Source organism: Tsukamurella sp. M9C (assembly GCF_020169415.1).
GTDB lineage: Bacteria > Actinomycetota > Actinomycetes > Mycobacteriales > Mycobacteriaceae > Tsukamurella.
Map to the genome: position 1 here is coordinate 1 of NZ_JAIULG010000056.1, position 15,460 is coordinate 15,460.

The following is a 15,460-nucleotide window of genomic DNA, read 5'->3' on the forward strand; positions in this document are numbered from 1 at the left end:
CGCTGGGCGCAGCTCGCCGAGGAGTGGGCGGGCGTCCGCGGCGGCGGCTCCGGCTGGTACGCCGGGCAGCCCCTGCTGGTGACCGCCAACGATTACGACACCAAGGTCTACAACGGGGACGTCGGCGAGGAGCGCCTCGAGCTCCGGCGACGGTGCCGTCGTCACCCCGCGCGCGACCAGGTCGCCCAGGACCGCGCCCGCGTCGACCGACGCGAGCTGATCCGGGTCGCCGACCAGGATGAGCCGCGCGTCCGGCCGCAGCGCCTCGAGCAGCCGGCACATGATGGTCAGCGAGACCATGGAGGTCTCGTCGACCACCACCACGTCGTAGGGCAGGTGGTTGGTCGCGTCGTGCCGGAACCGGCTCGCGTTGCCCGGCTTGAAACCGAGCATGCGGTGGATCGTCTGCGCCGGGATCTCCCGCGGCAGACCCAGCGTCGCCCCCTGCGCGCGGACCTCGCCCGCGAGCTGCGCCGCCGCGCGCCCGGTGGGCGCGGCGAGGCCGACCCGCAGGTCCGGGCCGTGCTGGTCGAAGAGGAGCGCGAGGATCCGGGCCACCGTGTACGTCTTGCCGGTGCCGGGGCCGCCGGCGAGCACCGTCGTCTGGCCGAGCACCGACGCCGCGGCCGCGAGCCGCTGCCGGTCCGGGCCGGGCTCGGGGAACCGGGCCAGCAGGCCCTCGCGCAGCCGCGCGGCGTCCACGCCGGGCGCGGCGCCGGCGCGGGCGTCGAGGATCGCGCGGACCGTCTCCTCCTGCCGGTGGTACCGGTCGAGGTAGAGCAGCTCGTCGCCGACGAGCCGCAGCGGGCGCAGTGGCCCCGACGCGGCGCCGACCACGAGCGGGCTGCGCCGTAGACCGTCGAGCACGGCGGCGTCCTCGGGCCAGGGCAGGGCGGCCACGTCGACCTCGCGCTCGCCGTCGACCGCGACGTCCCGCAGGCGGGACAGCTCGAGGCAGACCGAGCCGAGCCGCACCGCGCGGGTGGCGAGCGCGGCGGCGAGCAGCACGGCCTCGTCGGACTCGCCGCCGAGGCGGCCCAGGGTGGCGGCGACGTGCACGTCGGCGGGGCCGAGGACCCCGGCCTCGGCGAAGGTCTCCAGCAGCGTCGGCTCCGTCGTGGTCATCGCCCGCCCCCTGCCAGCGCATCCGACACCGCGACGACGAGTGCCGCCGGCGGGTGCCACTCGAAGACGCCCGCGCCGGGCGGGCTGTCGGGGCCGATCATGGCGCGCACGAAGTGGTACTGGACCACGCCGAGGTGCGTGGCCGGCGAATAGCCGGGCACGCGCCAGGACAGGAAGCGGTGCAGCGCCACCGAGTAGAGCAGGGCCTGCAGCACGTAGTGCGACGAGATCATCTCCCGCGCCATCGCCTCAGCGGTGTAGTCGGCCGTCGTCAGGTCGCCGCGCGCGAGCCGGTTGGTCTTGTAGTCGACCACGGTGAACCGCGGGCCCTCCGGCGTCGCGACGCGGAGCACCGAGTCGATGCTGCCGGTGAGGTAGCCGCGCAGCGCCGCGCCGGGCACCTCGCGCAGCCGCTCCGCGTACGGGGCCAGCGGATCCCCGGCGGGGAGATGACGCTCGAGCAAGTCGGCGATCGTCGACAGGGTGGCCGCGGCAGCGTCGTCCGCGCCCAGGGGGATCTCGAAGTCCAGCTCGGCGAGGTGATCCGCCGGCGCGACCTCGGCGAGGGTCAGGTGCGCGAGGTCGCCGGTGCCGAGCGGGGTGTGCAGCACCGCGACCAGCGCGGCGGCCACCTCCGCGGGATCGTCCGGGGTGGCGCCGAACTCGGCCGCCTCGCGGCACCGGGCCAGCACCTCGGCCGCGAGATCCGGCGCTCCCGTGTCGACGTGCTCGAGGATCTCGTGCACGAGCGTGCCGAACACCGCGCCGCCCGACAGCCCGTTCATCAAGGACGACGGTGCGCCGCCCGCCTCGGCGGGCGCGTCCATCGGCTCCTCGGTCGGCTCGTCGTCGGTGACCGGCTCCTCCGGCTCGCTGCCGGTGTCGGGCGCCGCCTCGGCCGGGCCGTGGGCCGCGTCGGCGACGAGCGCCGAGTAGCTGGTGCGGCGCCAGGTGGGGTCGATGCGGCGCGCGGCGCGGCCCAGTTCGAGCGCCGGGTAGGCCCGGTCCTCGGGCCGCCAGGGCTCCGGCTTCGGCGCGGCGAGGTCGACCGCCTCGATCGACACCGCTGCGGCGACGGGCGCGGCCCACTCGCGCAGCCTCGGGCCCACGTCGGGGTCGCGCGGGATCGGCGCCTGATCGGCGGGGATCCGGCCGCCGCCCACGTCGGCGGAGAACAGCAGCCGGTGCAGCGGCGAGCTGCGGGTGGTGGTGCCGGGCGCCCACCACAGCACCAGCCGGGACTGCGCGCGCGTGGCGCCGACGTAGAACAGGCGCAGCTCCTCGCCCGCGGCCTCCTTCTGCGAGACGGCGTACCGCTCGGCGTAGCCGGGCGCGTACTCCCCGCCCACGTCGATGAGGCGCTCGCCCTTCTCGTCGTGGAAGACGAAGGTCTTCTTGCCGCCGAAGGAGCCGTCGTCCCAGCCGAAGGGCAGGTACACCACCGGGAACTGCAGACCCTTGCTCGCGTGCACGGTCATCAGCTGGACCGCGGCGGTGTCGGTGGCCAGCCGGCGCGCGGGGTCGGCGGTGCCGCCCAGGCCCGGGTCGGCGATGCGGTCGGCGAGCCATCGGGTGGCGGCGCCGAGGCCGAGGCCCAGCGTCACGGTGGCGTGCTGGACCAGTTCGGCGACGTGGCGCAGGTCCGTGAGCATCCGCTCGCCGCCGACGCGGCCGAGGAGCCGCTCGTCGAAGCGGGAGCGGGTGGCGAGGGCGTCGAACATCGCCGCGAAGCCGGAGCGGGCGAAGACGCCCGCGAGGGTCCGCAGCCGGCCGCTGATCGCGGAGACGAGCTCGTCGCCGCGCTCGTCGAGGTCGCGGGCGGTGAACTCGAACAGCGGCGTGAGCGCGGCGAGTCGAGCGCGGTCGCTGCGGCCGGGGTTCTCCAGCGCCTGCAGGACGCGGAGCCAGTCGACGGCGGCGGCCGTGGTGAAGACGCTGGCACCGCCCGCGGCGACGGCCGGCACACCGTAGTCCTGCAGCAGCGACTGCAACTCGGCGACGTGGGCGTTCTTCCGCACCAGCACCGCGACGTCGCCGGGCCGGAGCGCGCGGCTCTCGCCGGGCGCCGTCTCCAGCTGCTCCCCCGCCGTGAGGGTGCGGGTGATGTCGGCGGCGGCGTCGCGGAGCACGGCCGGCCGCACGTTCCGCACATAGGGAGTACCCGACTGGGTCTTGGGGCCGAGGCCGTTCGACCCGAGGTGACGCAGCCGCAGCGGCGCTCCGCCGGCGAGCCGGGAGGTGCGGCGGTGCGCCTCGACGGAGCCGGCCACGATGAGCGGATCCCCCAGCGCGACATCGCCGTACAGGTGCTGCAGCGCGTCGACGAGGGGTGCGTCGGAGCGGTGGTTGACGGTGAGCGCCTGGTGCCGGTCCGCGGTGGTGGCGGCGCTGAGGTAGCTGTAGACCTCCGCGCCGCGGAAGGCGTAGATGGCCTGCTTCGGGTCGCCCACCAGCACCAGCGTGCTCGTGCGGTGGAAGGCGGCGTGCAGGATGTCCCACTGCACGGGGTCGGTGTCCTGGAACTCGTCCACGAGGACCACCGAGTAGAGCGCCTGCAGCCGGGCGCAGGCCCGGTGCCCGTGCACGCGGTCCGTGAGGGCGTCGCGCAGCAGGCCCTGCAGGTCGTCGTAGTCGCGCAGGCGCCCCATCCGCTTGCGGCGATCCACCTCGCGGCGCACGATCCGCGCGTAGTCGACGCGCATCCCCGTCTCCGATCCGGGTTCGGCGTCGGCGGGCGTGATGTCGGCGCGCGGGTTGGCGACGACGGTGCGGGCGTAGATCAGGGCGTCCGCCAGGGAGAAAGGCGCGCGCTCGCGGCCGGCGAACATGCCGAGGTAGACGTCCTCCGCCACCTCCTGCACCAGATCGTCGACGTCCTCGACGAAGACCGCGCCCGGCTCGAGGTCGCCCGCGAGGCCCAGCGCGTCGAGCATGCGCTGGCAGAAGCCGTGGGTGGTGGTGATGGTGGCGGCGTCGAAATCGGAGAGTGCGGTGACCAGGCGGCGGTGCCGGGCGGTGATCTCGGCCGGGTCGCCGGTGGCGAGGTGGCGGATCAGCTCGTCCTCGGACCCCGACGCGGCGTCGGGGTCGCGCAGGGCCAGCTCGACGGACAGCAGCCGGGCGCGGGCGCGCTCGCGCAGCTCCTGGGTGGCGGCCCGGGAGAACGTGATGAGCAGCATCTCGTCCAGCTCCGCGACGCCCTCCGCGACGTACCGCGCCAGCAGCCCGACGATGGCGTAGGTCTTGCCGGTGCCTGCGCTGGCCTCGAGCACCGTGGTGGTGGGCCCGGCGGGCAGGGGGCCGGTGAGCTCGAAGGGGACCGCGCCCAGCACGGGTTCGCGCGAGCTCATCAGATCATCTCCTCACACGCGAGGATCGGTACCCACAGCCGGGCGGCCAGAGTGCCGAACCGGCTGCGCTCGAAGGAGAAGCCCGTCTCGCCGTCGTGCGGCGGGCCCTGCGCATCCGCGAAGGCGTTCTCCCCCAGAGCGAACCGGATCGACCGGTCCGCCTGATCACCGAAGGTGTCGTCGAAGGCGCGCAGCGCCGCCTCGGTCGCGGCGGCCTGGTCGTCACCGTTCTGCCGCCGCTCGGCGTACACCGCGGACGCGGCGGGGAACAGCGGTAGCGGCTCGCGCAGCCCGCGGTCCCGCAGGTCGACCAGCGAGCGCAGCACCGCCGCGGGATCCGGCGGTACCTGCAGCCGCGAGGTCAGCACCCCGCGGAACCTGGCCCGGCCGATCGCGACGGCGGAGGCATCGTCGTGGCCCGCTCCGGCCAGCGCGAGCAGCGCGATCCACGCCGCCACCCGGTGCTTCGGCGCGAGCCGGGAGAACGAGGCGCGCACCACCCCGTCGGGTCGCACGGCCGGCACCGAGCCGACGAGCCTGCGCCCGTCCCCGACGTCGACCGCCACGTCGACGGTGGTCGCGGCGCCGGTCATGAGCGGCCCCGCGACGCGGGCCAGCTCGGCGACGGTGGCGCCGATGTCGCCCAGCACAGCCGAGCCGAGGGCGAAGGGCGGGAGGGTGCCGCGGCGCACCTCGGCGGCGGCGAACTTCTCCGGCGGCACGCCGGCCAGGGCGGACGCCAGCATCCGCTCCCCGATGTCCCACTTCTGCAGGCCGTCGGGGGCGATGGTCAGCGTCTCCGCGAGCTCCTCGTCGGCGTCGGGGACCGTGAACCCGAGGCGCTGCCGCAGGAAGGCCTTGACGGGGTGCTCGCAGAACCGCACCAGGGCGTCGAGGTCGACGTCCTCCACGGCGGAGGCGAGGAGCGGCGCGGCCAGGAAGGGCTCCGGGGCGGCGGGCGTCGCCAGCGCGGCGACGGCGCCCGCGTACGCCGCGGGATCGAAGGAGAAGGGCTCGCCCCGGCCGAACGCCGCCGGGTCGAAGTTGACGGGGTCGAAGGGCTGCAACGGATGCCGGAACTCCAGCCCGGCGGCCGCCGGGTCCGCGAGCAGGGCCTGCGCCGCGTCGCGCAGCTCCGAGGCGGGGACCGCGGGCGGGCGGCGGGTGCCCTTGACCGGGTCCGCGCCGGTGTAGAAGACGAGCAGCCGGTCCGTCGCGCTGGTCACCGCGTCGAGGAAGAGCTCGCGGTCCTCGGCGCGGGGGTCGCGCTCGCCGACGCAGGGCGTGCGGCCCAGCACGTCGTCGCCCGAGTAGCGGGTGGAGCGCGGGAAGACCTCGTCGTCCAGCCCGAGTAGCACGACGACCCGGTGCGGCACCGACCGCATCGGCACCAGGGTGCACACCGTGAGTTCGCCGGTGCGGAAGTTCGCGCGGGTCGGCTTGGCCGAGAGCCGCGAGGCGAGCATCGCCCGGACCTCGGTGAGCGTGAGGTCGCGGTCGGCACCGTCGCGCAGAGCGGCGGTGAGCTCGCGGCCCGCCTGCGTGACCTGCCAGGAATCGGCGGCGGGCACGGCACCCACCTCGCCGAGGAGTCGTTGCAGCGATTCCGCCCACGCGCGGGCGGACCGCCGGCCGCGGCTGTCGGCGCTCGCGCGGGTGAGCACGCCCTGGAACTCGGCGAACCGGCCGACGAGGTCGATGTCGGTGGAGTCCACGTCGTCGAGCGGCAGCCCGAGGCCCAGCCACTCGCCCTCGGACTCGTCCGCGACGACGCCCAGGACGATGCGGTCGAGGGCCGTGGCGAGGGTGTTCTGCGGGAAGCCGCCGAGGCCGTAGCGCTCGCGTCCCGCGGCGTCGAGGCCCCACCGGGCGCCCGACGGGCCCGCCCAGGCGCGCAGCCGCTCGATATCGGAGTCGCCGAAGCGGTAGCGCCGGCGCACCGGTTCGGTGGCGGCGAGGTCGAGGACCTGCGCCACGGTGACGCGGCCGTCGGCGATCTCCAGGACGGTGACCAGCGCGTCGAGCAGCGGATTGGTGAACCGGAGCGCGCGGTCCGCGAGCCGCACCCGCAGTCGCTGCGCGGGATGCACCTGCTCCCCGTCGATCCGGCCCGCTCGCTCCGCTCCCGGCGCCGTGGCGGCATCGCCCGCGGCACCGGTCACGGCCTGGCCGAACGCGGAGCGGATCAGCGGCGCGTAGGTCTCGATGTCGGGGCAGGTGACCAATACGTCCCGGGGCTGCAGCGTGGGATCGTCCTCGAACAGCCGCACCAGCCGCTCGCGCAGCACCTCGATCATGCGGGCGGGGCCGTGGCACGCGTGGAACTCCAGCGAGCCGTCGGGCACGTGATCGCCGGCCAGGGGCGCGTCGTCGGCGACGGAGGCCTGCAGGGCGCCCAGCAGGGTGGCGGGGCGCGCGGGCGCGGGGTGGTGCAGATCGGCGTCCGTGAGGGGCGCGACGCGCTGCTGCAGCTCCCGGGCCTCGCGCCCGAGCGACGCGAGGAGCGGGTTCGCCGCCGCGGCGCCCGCGGTGCGCGGCACCGGCGCGGGCACCGGGCCGGCGGCGGGCGCACCGTCGGACGACGCGGACCAGAGGGCCGGGCTGGGGTGCGGGAGCCATAGGTGCACCTCGCGCCCCGCGGCGAGGGCGCCGAGGACCGCGACCTGGTCCGACGGGAGCCGGGTGGGTCCGTACACCGAGAGCCGGCCGGGCAGGCCGACGAGGCCGGGCTCGCTCCGCAGCCGGGCGCACGCCTCCTCGAGGCGCTCCGCGGGGCTGGGCACGCCCGCCAGCGCCCGCACGCGACGGAAGAGCTCGGCCTGCCAGGCCAGGTCCTCGGGCAGCTCTGCGCCGAGGCCGTCGGTGTCGTTGCCCGCCGCCCAGGCGGCCAGCATGCCGGGGCGGTTCGCGCCGTACGAGCGGAGCAGGCCGGCCAGCAGTTCGGCCGTGGGGTACCGGCGGCGCGGCCGGTGACCTGGCTGGTCCGCCCAGCCGCCCCCCGCCACGACGCCCAGGTGCCGGGCCAGCACGGCGCCCTCGGGTTCGAACGCCATCGCGTCGACCGCGGCGAGCACCAGCCACACGAGCCGCTCGCCGCGCCACGGGTCCTGGTCCGGGGCGATGCCCGAGGCGGCGCCCACCGCGTCCGCGACGAGCGCTGCGGGCGTGGGGAAGTCGATGTTCGCCGCGATGCCCAGCCGGGAGGCGAGGCCCTGGATGATCCACCGCTCGACCCCGCGGGCGGGGACCGCGATCAGGTCCGGGACGAAGGGATCGGCGCCGGGCACCGCGAGCACCTCGGCGAGCGCGTCCAGCAGGACGTCGCCGCGTTCGGATCGGTGCACGGTGAGCATGGGGGCAGTTGTAACACGGGCCACCGACAGGTCAGACCGCCCGGGTGAGGGCCGCCGGGAGTTCGGCGAGCGAGCGGATCGTCGGCGGCTCCCCGCCGGTGCCCCGGCCGGACCGGTCGAGCCACAGTGCCCGCAGCCCCGCGTCGCGCGCGGCGACCACGTCGTTCGCGTAGTTGTCGCCGACCGCGACGCACGCCTCGGGGGCGGCCCCGGCCAGTTCGCAGGCGTGCAGGAAGACGCTGGGGTCCGGCTTGCCGATCCCGAGGGTGTCGGTGGTGACCACCCGCTCGAACCGATCCGAGACGCCCAGTACCTGGAGCTTCATCCGGGTCGCCGGCGACGACGAGTTGGTGAGCAGGACGACCGCGATCCCCCACCGCTCGGCGGCCGCCACGGCCGGCATCGCGTCGGAGAACAGATGCTGCGCCGCGGCGAAGGCCGGGTCGAAGCCGCTGCAGAAGCGGCGGTACCGACGCGCCTCCCAGAGCAGCCCGGACCGCTCCGCGGCGACGGCGATGCGGGCCTTGCGCATCTCGTGGAAGCGCAGCTCCCCCGCGGTGTACCGGCCGAAGACGCCCTCGGGATCGGTCAGGAAGAGCTCCGCGAAGCGCTCGCGCACCGTGGCGTTCGACGTCGGCCACACCTCGAGCGCTGCCGCCCGGGCGGCGGTGCGCAGGGCGGCGTCGGTGTCGACGAGCGTGTCGTCGATGTCGAGGATCAGGCCGTCACAGGGCCGCGGACCGTCGAACCCGGCGTGCTGCCGCAGCCGGGCGACCGTGTCCGCACCCCAGCTCAGGCCGCCGCGGACCGCGGCGCCGACCAGATCCGTGAGTTCCACGCGCCCGCCCTCCCCGTGTGCGCCGCTACTTCGCGTACGTCCGCTGGAAGGTCGCGAGCGATTCCGCGATGTCGCCCTTGAGCGCTCGCGCCACCGTCGCGCCGATCGGGCCGAACAGCGGGGCCCCGCCCAGATCGGCGCGCAGCGAGATCGTCGAGCCGCTGCCCTTGGGCGCGATCGCCACGGTGAGCTTGTACTTCGTGCCGGCGACGCCCTTGCCGTCGAGCACCAGGGTGCGCGGCGGGTCGTACGACGTGATGACCCAGTCGACCCGATTGCGGAAGTTCTTCACCTTCACCACGCACGCGATCTTCGCGCCCTTCGCCAGCTCGGGCAGGGGGCCGCGCCAGCCGTCGTGCAGGGTCAGCCACTGCGGCAGCGTCTCCAGGTCGGCCGCCTTCGCCCAGGCCTCGTCCGGGGGGAGCGCCACCTCAACGGTGCTCTCGACCTTCGCCACGTCAGTCCTCCTTCGCAGGTTGCTGCTGTCGAACTTAGCGTGCGCTGCGTCGGCCGCTCGCGCGAGCGTAGATTTCACGCGTGTCCGCCACCTCGGCCTCGGTCGTCCTCGCCCTCGTCGCCGCCTTCCTGTTCGCCTGCGGTTCCGCCGCGCAGCAAGCGGAGGCCGCCACCGTCGACGAGGGCGGCTCGCTCATCGCGGAGCTCGTCCGCCGGCCGCGCTGGTGGCTCGGTCTGCTCGGCGACCTCGGCGGATACGCCTTCCAGGCGTGGGCCCTGGCGCTCGGCCCGGTGCTCGTCGTGCAGCCGCTCATCGTGGCGGCCCTGCTGTTCGCGCTGCCCGTCTCGGCGCTGCTCAACCACACGCGGGTCACCGCGCGCGAGTGGACCTATGCGGCGGTGCTCGCGATCGCGCTGGCGGTCTTCCTCGTCGCGGGCCGCCCCACCGACGGCGTCCCCGACGCCCCGGGCGCCACCTGGCTCCCCGCCCTCGTGGCCGTGGGCGCCGTCGCGGCGGTCGCGACCGGGTTCGGGCTCGTGCGGTCGCTGCCCGGCCCGGTGCGCGCGATGTCCTTCGGCGTCGCCTCGGGCGTCCTGTTCGGGGTGGCGACGGTGCTGACCAAGCCGGTGCTCACCTCGTACGAGCACGCCGACTTCCTCGCGAACAGCCTGCGGCTGCTCACGGATTGGCGCCTGTACGTCCTCGTCCTGAGCGGGCTCGGCGCGATGTACCTGCAGCAGCGGGCGTTCCAACCCGCGCCGATCTCCGCCTCGCTGCCGGCGATCACCCTGGCCGAGCCGGTGTGCGCCGCGGCGCTCGGCGCCGTCGTGCTCGGCGAGACCGTCACGATGAGCGGCTGGCACGGCGTCGCGGTCGTCGCCTCGGGCCTGGTCGGCGCCGCCGCGGCGGCCCGCCTCGCCCGACGGTGACGGCGTACCGTCGGGCGGTATGACGGACCTCGCGGCACTGGTGGACGCGCCCTTCACCTACCCGGAGGTGGGCGCGACCCGCGGCACCCCGCCCGGCGACGCCCACGCGGTTCGCGCCGAGCGGGTCGTGGGCCGCGGCCGGGAGGACTTCGCCACCGTGCGGGACGCGATCCTCGCGTACGGCATGCAGCGCGGGGCGGGCATGCGGGTCCGGGCGAGCACACCGACCGCCGAGGTCGGCACCGTCATGGTGATGTCGACGCCGCTGTTCGGCCCGATCCGGATCCCGTGCCGCGTGGTCTACGTGCTCGACGAGTCCGACCGGGCCGGTTTCGCCTACGGCACCCTGCCGGGGCACCCGGAGAGCGGCGAGGAGCTCTTCTCCGTGGAGATCCGTCCCGACGGGGCCGTCGTGGCGGTCGTGGCCGCGTTCTCCCGCCCGGGACGCTGGTACTCCCGCCTGGGCGGCCCGGTCGCCCGCGCGCTGCAGGCCGTGATGACGCGGCGCTACCTCGCCGCGATGGTCCGCTAGACGGAGACGCGGCGCCGGCGGAAGGGCACCGGATCGCCGACCAGCCCGGCGAGTTCGGTGCGCAGGACGGCGGGCAGCGGCGCCGGGCGACCGGCCTCGTCGACGACGACCATGGAGGTCTCGGCGATCGCGGCGACGGCACCGTCGGAGGCGATGACCTCGTAGCCGAGGTCGAAGCCGGAGCGGCCGATCCGCGTGACGTGCAGGACGATCCGCACCGGCTCGGGCGAGTACAGCAGCGGCGCGAGGTAGTCGATCTCGTGGTGGGCGACGAACATCGTCACCTTCGCCTCGCGCGGCTGCGGGACGTTGTCGGTCAGGAATCGGATGCGGGCCTCTTCCAGCAGCCGCATCATCGCGACGTTGTTGATGTGCTGGAGGGCGTCCATGTCGGCCCACCGCATCGGGACCGCCACCTCGTGAGTTGCCATGGGGATAGTCTCGACCATCGGAAGCCGACCACCGCCACCGGGAGTTGCCATGCGCGCCGCACGTGTCCTGACCGCCGCCGTCCTCGCGGCGAGCCTCGCCGCCTGCTCGACGTCGAACACGCCGGAGGGCGCGACGTCCTCGTCGGCGGCCGCGGGCTCCGGCACCGTCATCGTCTACGCCGCCGCGAGCCTGCAGGCGACCTTCGAGAAGCTGGGCACCTCGTTCTCCGCCGCCAACCCCGGCACGACGGTGAAGTTCTCCTTCGGCGGGTCCTCGGGCCTGCTCACCCAGTTGCAGCAGGGCGCCCCCGCCGACGTCTTCGCGACCGCCGACACGCCCACGATGGACAAGGCCGAGGCCGCCTCGCTGGTCACCGACCCGCAGCCCTTCGCCACCAACGTGCTCACCATCACCACCGCGCCCGGCAACCCGAAGGGCATCGGCACGCTCGCCGACCTGGCGAAGCCGGGCGTCTCCGTCGTCGTGTGCGCGCAGCCCGTGCCCTGCGGCACCGCGACCGCGAAGGTCACCAAGGCCGCCGGCGTGACCCTCACGCCCGTCAGCGAGGAGGACTCGGTCTCGAGCGTGCTTGCCAAGGTCCGGCACGGGCAGGCCGACGCGGGGCTCGTCTACCGCACGGACGTCAAGGGCACGAAGGGCGCCGTCGCGTCGGTCGACTTCCCCGAGGCCGACGGTGCGGTCAACGTCTATCCCATCGCCCCGCTGACCGGCGCGAAGAACGCCGACGGCGCGAAGCGGTTCGTCGACTTCGTCCGCGGGACCGAGGGCCGGGCCGCGCTCGCGGACGCCGGATTCGGGGCACCCAACTGACCCCGCCCGCCCGCTCCACGCCCGTGACCGGGTATCCGCGCTGGATCGTGGTACCCGCCGCACTGGGCGCGGCCTTCGTGCTGATCCCGCTCGTCGCGATCGTGGCGAAGGTGGACTGGCCCCGGTTCGGCGAGCTGGTCACCTCCGAGGACTCCCGCACGGCCCTGGTGCTCTCGCTGGAGACCTCCCTCGCCGCGACGGTGGTCTGCATCCTGGTGGGCGTCCCGCTCGGGGTGATCCTCGCGCGCAGTCGTTCCCGGTTCGTGGGCGTGCTCCGCCCGCTGGTGCTGCTGCCGCTGGTGCTGCCGCCGGTGGTGGGCGGCATCGCGCTCCTCTACGCCTTCGGCCGGCGCGGCCTGGTGGGCCAGTACGGCGGGGTCGGCGGGCACATCGCGTTCACGACGACGGCCGTGGTCCTCGCCCAGGCCTTCGTCGCGCTGCCCTTCCTGGTGCTGGCGGTGGAGGGCGCGCTGCGCACGCTGGGAACGGATTTCGAGCACACGGCGGCGACGCTGGGCGCGCCCCCGTCGGTCGTGCTGCGGCGCATCACTTTGCCGCTGGTGCTGCCGTCGATCGCCTCGGGCGTGGTGCTGACCTTCGCGCGGGCGCTCGGCGAGTTCGGCGCGACGCTCACCTTCGCGGGCTCGCTCGCCGGGACCACCCGCACGCTCCCGCTGGAGATCTACCTGCGCAACGAGACCGATCCCCAAGCGGCGGTGGCGCTGTCGCTGGTCCTGCTCGCGGCGGCCGCGGTGATCGTCTCGGGCGTCTACGGGGTGCGGGCGTGGCGCCGATGACAGGGGATCCGACGGCCCCGGGCCTGGAGGTCGACATCAGCGTCGTGGACCGCGGCGTCGACGCGGTCTTCGCGGTGCCCGAGGGGCGGACCCTGGCGCTGCTCGGCCCCAACGGCACCGGCAAGTCGACGGTGGCGGGCGCCGTCGCGGGCCTGGTCCGGCCCGATGCGGGGCGGATCGTCGTCGCCGGCGAGACCGTCGCGCACGGCAGCACCTGGGTGCCGGCGCACCGTCGACGGGTCGCGCTGCTCGGCCAGGCGGCGCGGCTGTTCCCGCACCTGCGGGTGCGCGCGAACGTGGCCTTCGCGCCCCGGAGCGCGGGGGCGGACCGTCGGGCCGCGGCGGCCGCGGCCGACCACTGGCTCGAGGCCGTGGGCGCCGACCACCTCGCAGACCGGCGCCCGGACGAACTGAGCGGCGGGCAGGCGCAGCGCGTCGCGCTCGCCCGGGCCCTCGCCGCCGAACCGAAGGTGCTGCTCCTCGACGAGCCGCTCTCGGCGCTCGACGTCTCGGCGCGGGCGGAGGTGCGCTCGCTCCTGCGCGCCCTGCTGCGAGACCGGACGTGCGTCCTGATCACGCACGACGCCGCCGACGTGGTGGCGCTCGCCGACGAGGCAGCCGTCCTCGAGGACGGGCGGGTCGCCGATCACCGCCCCGCGGCCGAACTGCTGCTCTCCCCCGCAACGCACTTCGCCGCCCGGCTGGCGGGGATGAACCTGCTGCCGGACGGCGAAGGGGTGCGGGTCTTCCCGCCGGACGCGGTGCGCGTCGACGGGCCCGACGGTGCCGGGATGGCCGGCACCGTGGTCGAGGTGACGGTGGCGGGCGGGCACTGCCGCGTGACCGCCACCGTCGAGGACGGGACCGCGCTGGTCGCGGAGCTCCCGGCGGAGCGCTACCGGGATCTGCATCCCGGCGACGCGGTGCGCCTGCTCCCCGATCCGGCGCGGGCGCGCCGGGCGGCTACTGCTCGTCCGGCTCCGCGGCGTCGGTAGCCGCACCGTCGGCGGCCGGGTCACCGGCGGCCGGGGGCGTGCGGTCCACGCCGGCGAGCAGCAGGTAGACCTGCTTGATCGCGTCGCCGAGGATGGTGTCGACGGCGGCGGTCTGCTCGGCGTTGCCGGTGCGGGCCACCCGGCGGGTGACCTCGTGCAGCTCGCGCAGCGTGTCGCGGAGGTGTCCGCGCTCGGCCGAGCCGCCGTCGAACCCGGCGAAGGGATCGGGCGCGTCGGCGAGGGTGGTCTCGATGTACTCGCGACCCGCGTCGGTGAGCGTGGCGACCTTGCGGCCGTTCTCCCGCTCGATGGTGATCAGCCCCTCGTCCTCGAGCTGGCTGAGCGTGGGGTAGATGGCGCCGGGGCTGGGCTTCCACGCCCCGGCCGTGCGCTCCTCGATCGAGGAGACGAGCTGGTAGCCGTGCATGGGCTCGGCCTCCAGCAGCTTGAGGACCGCGATCCGGACGTCGCCGCGCTGGACGCCGCGGCGTCCGCCACGGCCACCGCGGTGGCCGCCGCGGCCATGGCCGCCGGGACCTCCCGGACCGAAGGGGCCCGGGCCGCCGGGGCCGAAGCCGGGCCCACCCGGGAAACCGCCCTGGCGGAACCGGCCGTCGAAGCGGCCCTCGAACCGGTCGTCGCAGTTGCGGGCGCCACGGCCCTCGAAACGCTGATCATCGTGAGTGTGCCTACGCATGGTGGCACTCCTTTCGGTAGGGGGCCGCATGTTCCGCGACCCGATGCGTTCACGATATATCGTGATGCATTCTTTGACAACCCCCTGCGACGACGAAGTCCCCGCCCGGATCTCCGGACGGGGACTTCATTCAGCTGTTCGGGCTGGTCAGGCCTTCTCGGCGGCCACCCGCGCGAGGACGGCCTGGGCGAACTTCTCCGCGCCGCCGTCGAGCCGCTCCAGGTGCAGATCGGGCTGGACGACCTGGACCTCGAGGATGACCGGCGCGCCCTCGGGGGTGCGGACGATGTCGATGCGCACGTACAGCGGCGGGTTCGCCGGGTCGATCGGCTTCAGTGCGGCCTCCGCGACGGCGCGCTCGGCGTCGGTGGGCTCCGCGTCGACGACGACCTCGGCCGGGCGGCCGTCCGCGGGCTCTGCGTTGACCTCGGCGGCCAGGTCGCGCCCGAAGGCATGGCTGTATTCGCCGCCGATGTACACCAGCGAGACGCCGCCGGCCTCGACCGAGTAGGGGAACACCATGACGCTACTGCCCGAGGCCTTGATCTCCTCGAGCTTGGCGCGGCTCGCATCGCTGTCCTCGGGGCCGAAGCGGAAGGACTCCGCGAGGCCGCCGCTGATCGACGGGCGCACGACGTGATCGGTGCCGAGGTAGTCGTGGTCGAGCGTGGCGTCGTGCACCGTGATGAACTGGGTCGGCACGATCGGGATGCCCTCGGACTCGTAGTCCCGCAGGTAGCGCTTGTCGGCGTACCACCGGACCAGGGGCTCGGGGTTGAGTACGAGCGACTGGGCGGCGGCACGCCAGGCCCAGCCGAGGAAGTCGTCGTAGCGCTGCGCGTAGTCCCAGGCGCCGGCGATCACGACCGCGTCGAACTGCTCCCAGTCGACGGCGGAATCGGACCACACGGCGGCCTCGGCCTCGTGGCCGGCGGCGCGCAGGGCGGCGAGGATCTCCTGGCCGCGGTCGTCGGTGTCCGGCTGCGCCGCGGAGGTGGCAAGAGCGATTCGGTACGTCACGCCGGACAGTATGGCAGCCAACGGCGGCCCGCCGTCGCGACACCCGCGCGAACTGCCCCGTACACCGGCGCCGAGACGATACGCTGGGCCTCGTGAGGGGAGAT

The 15,460-nt window shown here is 75.0% G+C and carries 13 protein-coding genes; 5 read left to right on the forward strand and 8 right to left on the reverse strand.

All coding sequences use genetic code 11. The features are described from left to right. The 5 genes from LB823_RS20380 to LB823_RS20400 all read right to left on the reverse strand — a co-directional run. Positions 1–1,125, reverse strand: a 1,125-nt coding sequence (locus LB823_RS20380) for an AAA family ATPase (RefSeq protein WP_224650780.1), incomplete at its 3' end; no start/stop codon positions are given. Next, complete coding sequence (locus LB823_RS20385; protein ID WP_224650782.1) at positions 1,122–4,475, reverse strand: UvrD-helicase domain-containing protein; 3,354 nt, start codon at positions 4,473–4,475, stop codon at positions 1,122–1,124. The genes LB823_RS20385 and LB823_RS20380, both read right to left, overlap by 4 nt. Continuing rightward, positions 4,475–7,828: an exodeoxyribonuclease V subunit gamma gene (gene recC, locus LB823_RS20390; protein WP_224650784.1), complete on the reverse strand. Its 3,354-nt coding sequence runs from the start codon at positions 7,826–7,828 to the stop codon at positions 4,475–4,477. Before recC ends, LB823_RS20385 begins: the two co-directional genes overlap by 1 nt. A 31-nt stretch (positions 7,829–7,859) precedes the next feature. Continuing rightward, positions 7,860–8,666, reverse strand: coding sequence for an HAD family hydrolase (locus LB823_RS20395; protein ID WP_224650786.1), 807 nt, complete (start codon positions 8,664–8,666; stop codon positions 7,860–7,862). A 25-nt stretch (positions 8,667–8,691) separates the two neighbouring features. After that, entirely contained in the window at positions 8,692–9,123 is a 432-nt protein-coding gene (locus LB823_RS20400) for an SRPBCC family protein (protein WP_224650788.1), read from the reverse strand. Between the two features lie 80 nt (positions 9,124–9,203). Between LB823_RS20400 and LB823_RS20405 the strand changes: the two genes are divergently transcribed. Beyond that, the gene (locus LB823_RS20405) at positions 9,204–10,052 is read left to right on the forward strand and encodes a DMT family transporter (RefSeq protein WP_224650790.1); all 849 of its coding nucleotides are present in this window, start codon (positions 9,204–9,206) and stop codon (positions 10,050–10,052) included. A gap of 19 nt (positions 10,053–10,071) precedes the next feature. Continuing rightward, positions 10,072–10,584, forward strand: a complete 513-nt coding sequence (locus tag LB823_RS20410; RefSeq protein ID WP_224650793.1) for a DUF1990 family protein — start codon at positions 10,072–10,074, stop codon at positions 10,582–10,584. Here the strand turns inward: LB823_RS20410 and LB823_RS20415 are convergent. Next, the gene (locus tag LB823_RS20415) at positions 10,581–11,015 is read right to left on the reverse strand and encodes a thioesterase family protein (protein WP_224650795.1); all 435 of its coding nucleotides are present in this window, start codon (positions 11,013–11,015) and stop codon (positions 10,581–10,583) included. The genes LB823_RS20410 and LB823_RS20415 overlap by 4 nt on opposite strands. Positions 11,016–11,064: 49 nt before the next feature. Here LB823_RS20415 and modA point away from each other — a divergent pair, with 49 nt between their 5' ends. From modA to LB823_RS20430, 3 genes are read left to right on the forward strand one after another with little or no spacing between them, the layout of a single operon-like run. Continuing rightward, positions 11,065–11,847: a molybdate ABC transporter substrate-binding protein gene (gene modA / locus LB823_RS20420; RefSeq protein WP_224650797.1), complete on the forward strand. Its 783-nt coding sequence runs from the start codon at positions 11,065–11,067 to the stop codon at positions 11,845–11,847. A 23-nt stretch (positions 11,848–11,870) separates the two neighbouring features. Then, positions 11,871–12,644, forward strand: a complete 774-nt coding sequence (locus LB823_RS20425) for an ABC transporter permease (RefSeq protein ID WP_224650800.1) — start codon at positions 11,871–11,873, stop codon at positions 12,642–12,644. Beyond that, positions 12,641–13,639 carry a sulfate/molybdate ABC transporter ATP-binding protein gene (locus tag LB823_RS20430; RefSeq protein WP_224650857.1) on the forward strand — a complete coding sequence of 333 codons (999 nt, stop codon included), beginning with the start codon at positions 12,641–12,643 and terminating at the stop codon, positions 13,637–13,639. Before LB823_RS20425 ends, LB823_RS20430 begins: the two co-directional genes overlap by 4 nt. Here LB823_RS20430 and LB823_RS20435 read toward each other — a convergent pair. Both LB823_RS20435 and LB823_RS20440 read right to left on the reverse strand, forming a co-directional pair. Beyond that, positions 13,608–14,336, reverse strand: coding sequence for a PadR family transcriptional regulator (locus tag LB823_RS20435; RefSeq protein WP_224650803.1), 729 nt, complete (start codon positions 14,334–14,336; stop codon positions 13,608–13,610). The two genes, LB823_RS20430 and LB823_RS20435, sit on opposite strands and share 32 nt — an antisense overlap. Before the next feature lie 147 nt (positions 14,337–14,483). Further along, positions 14,484–15,356 (reverse strand): hypothetical protein, encoded by an 873-nt coding sequence (locus tag LB823_RS20440; RefSeq protein ID WP_224650805.1) that lies wholly within the window; start codon positions 15,354–15,356, stop codon positions 14,484–14,486. Positions 15,357–15,460: the final 104 nt, after the last annotated feature.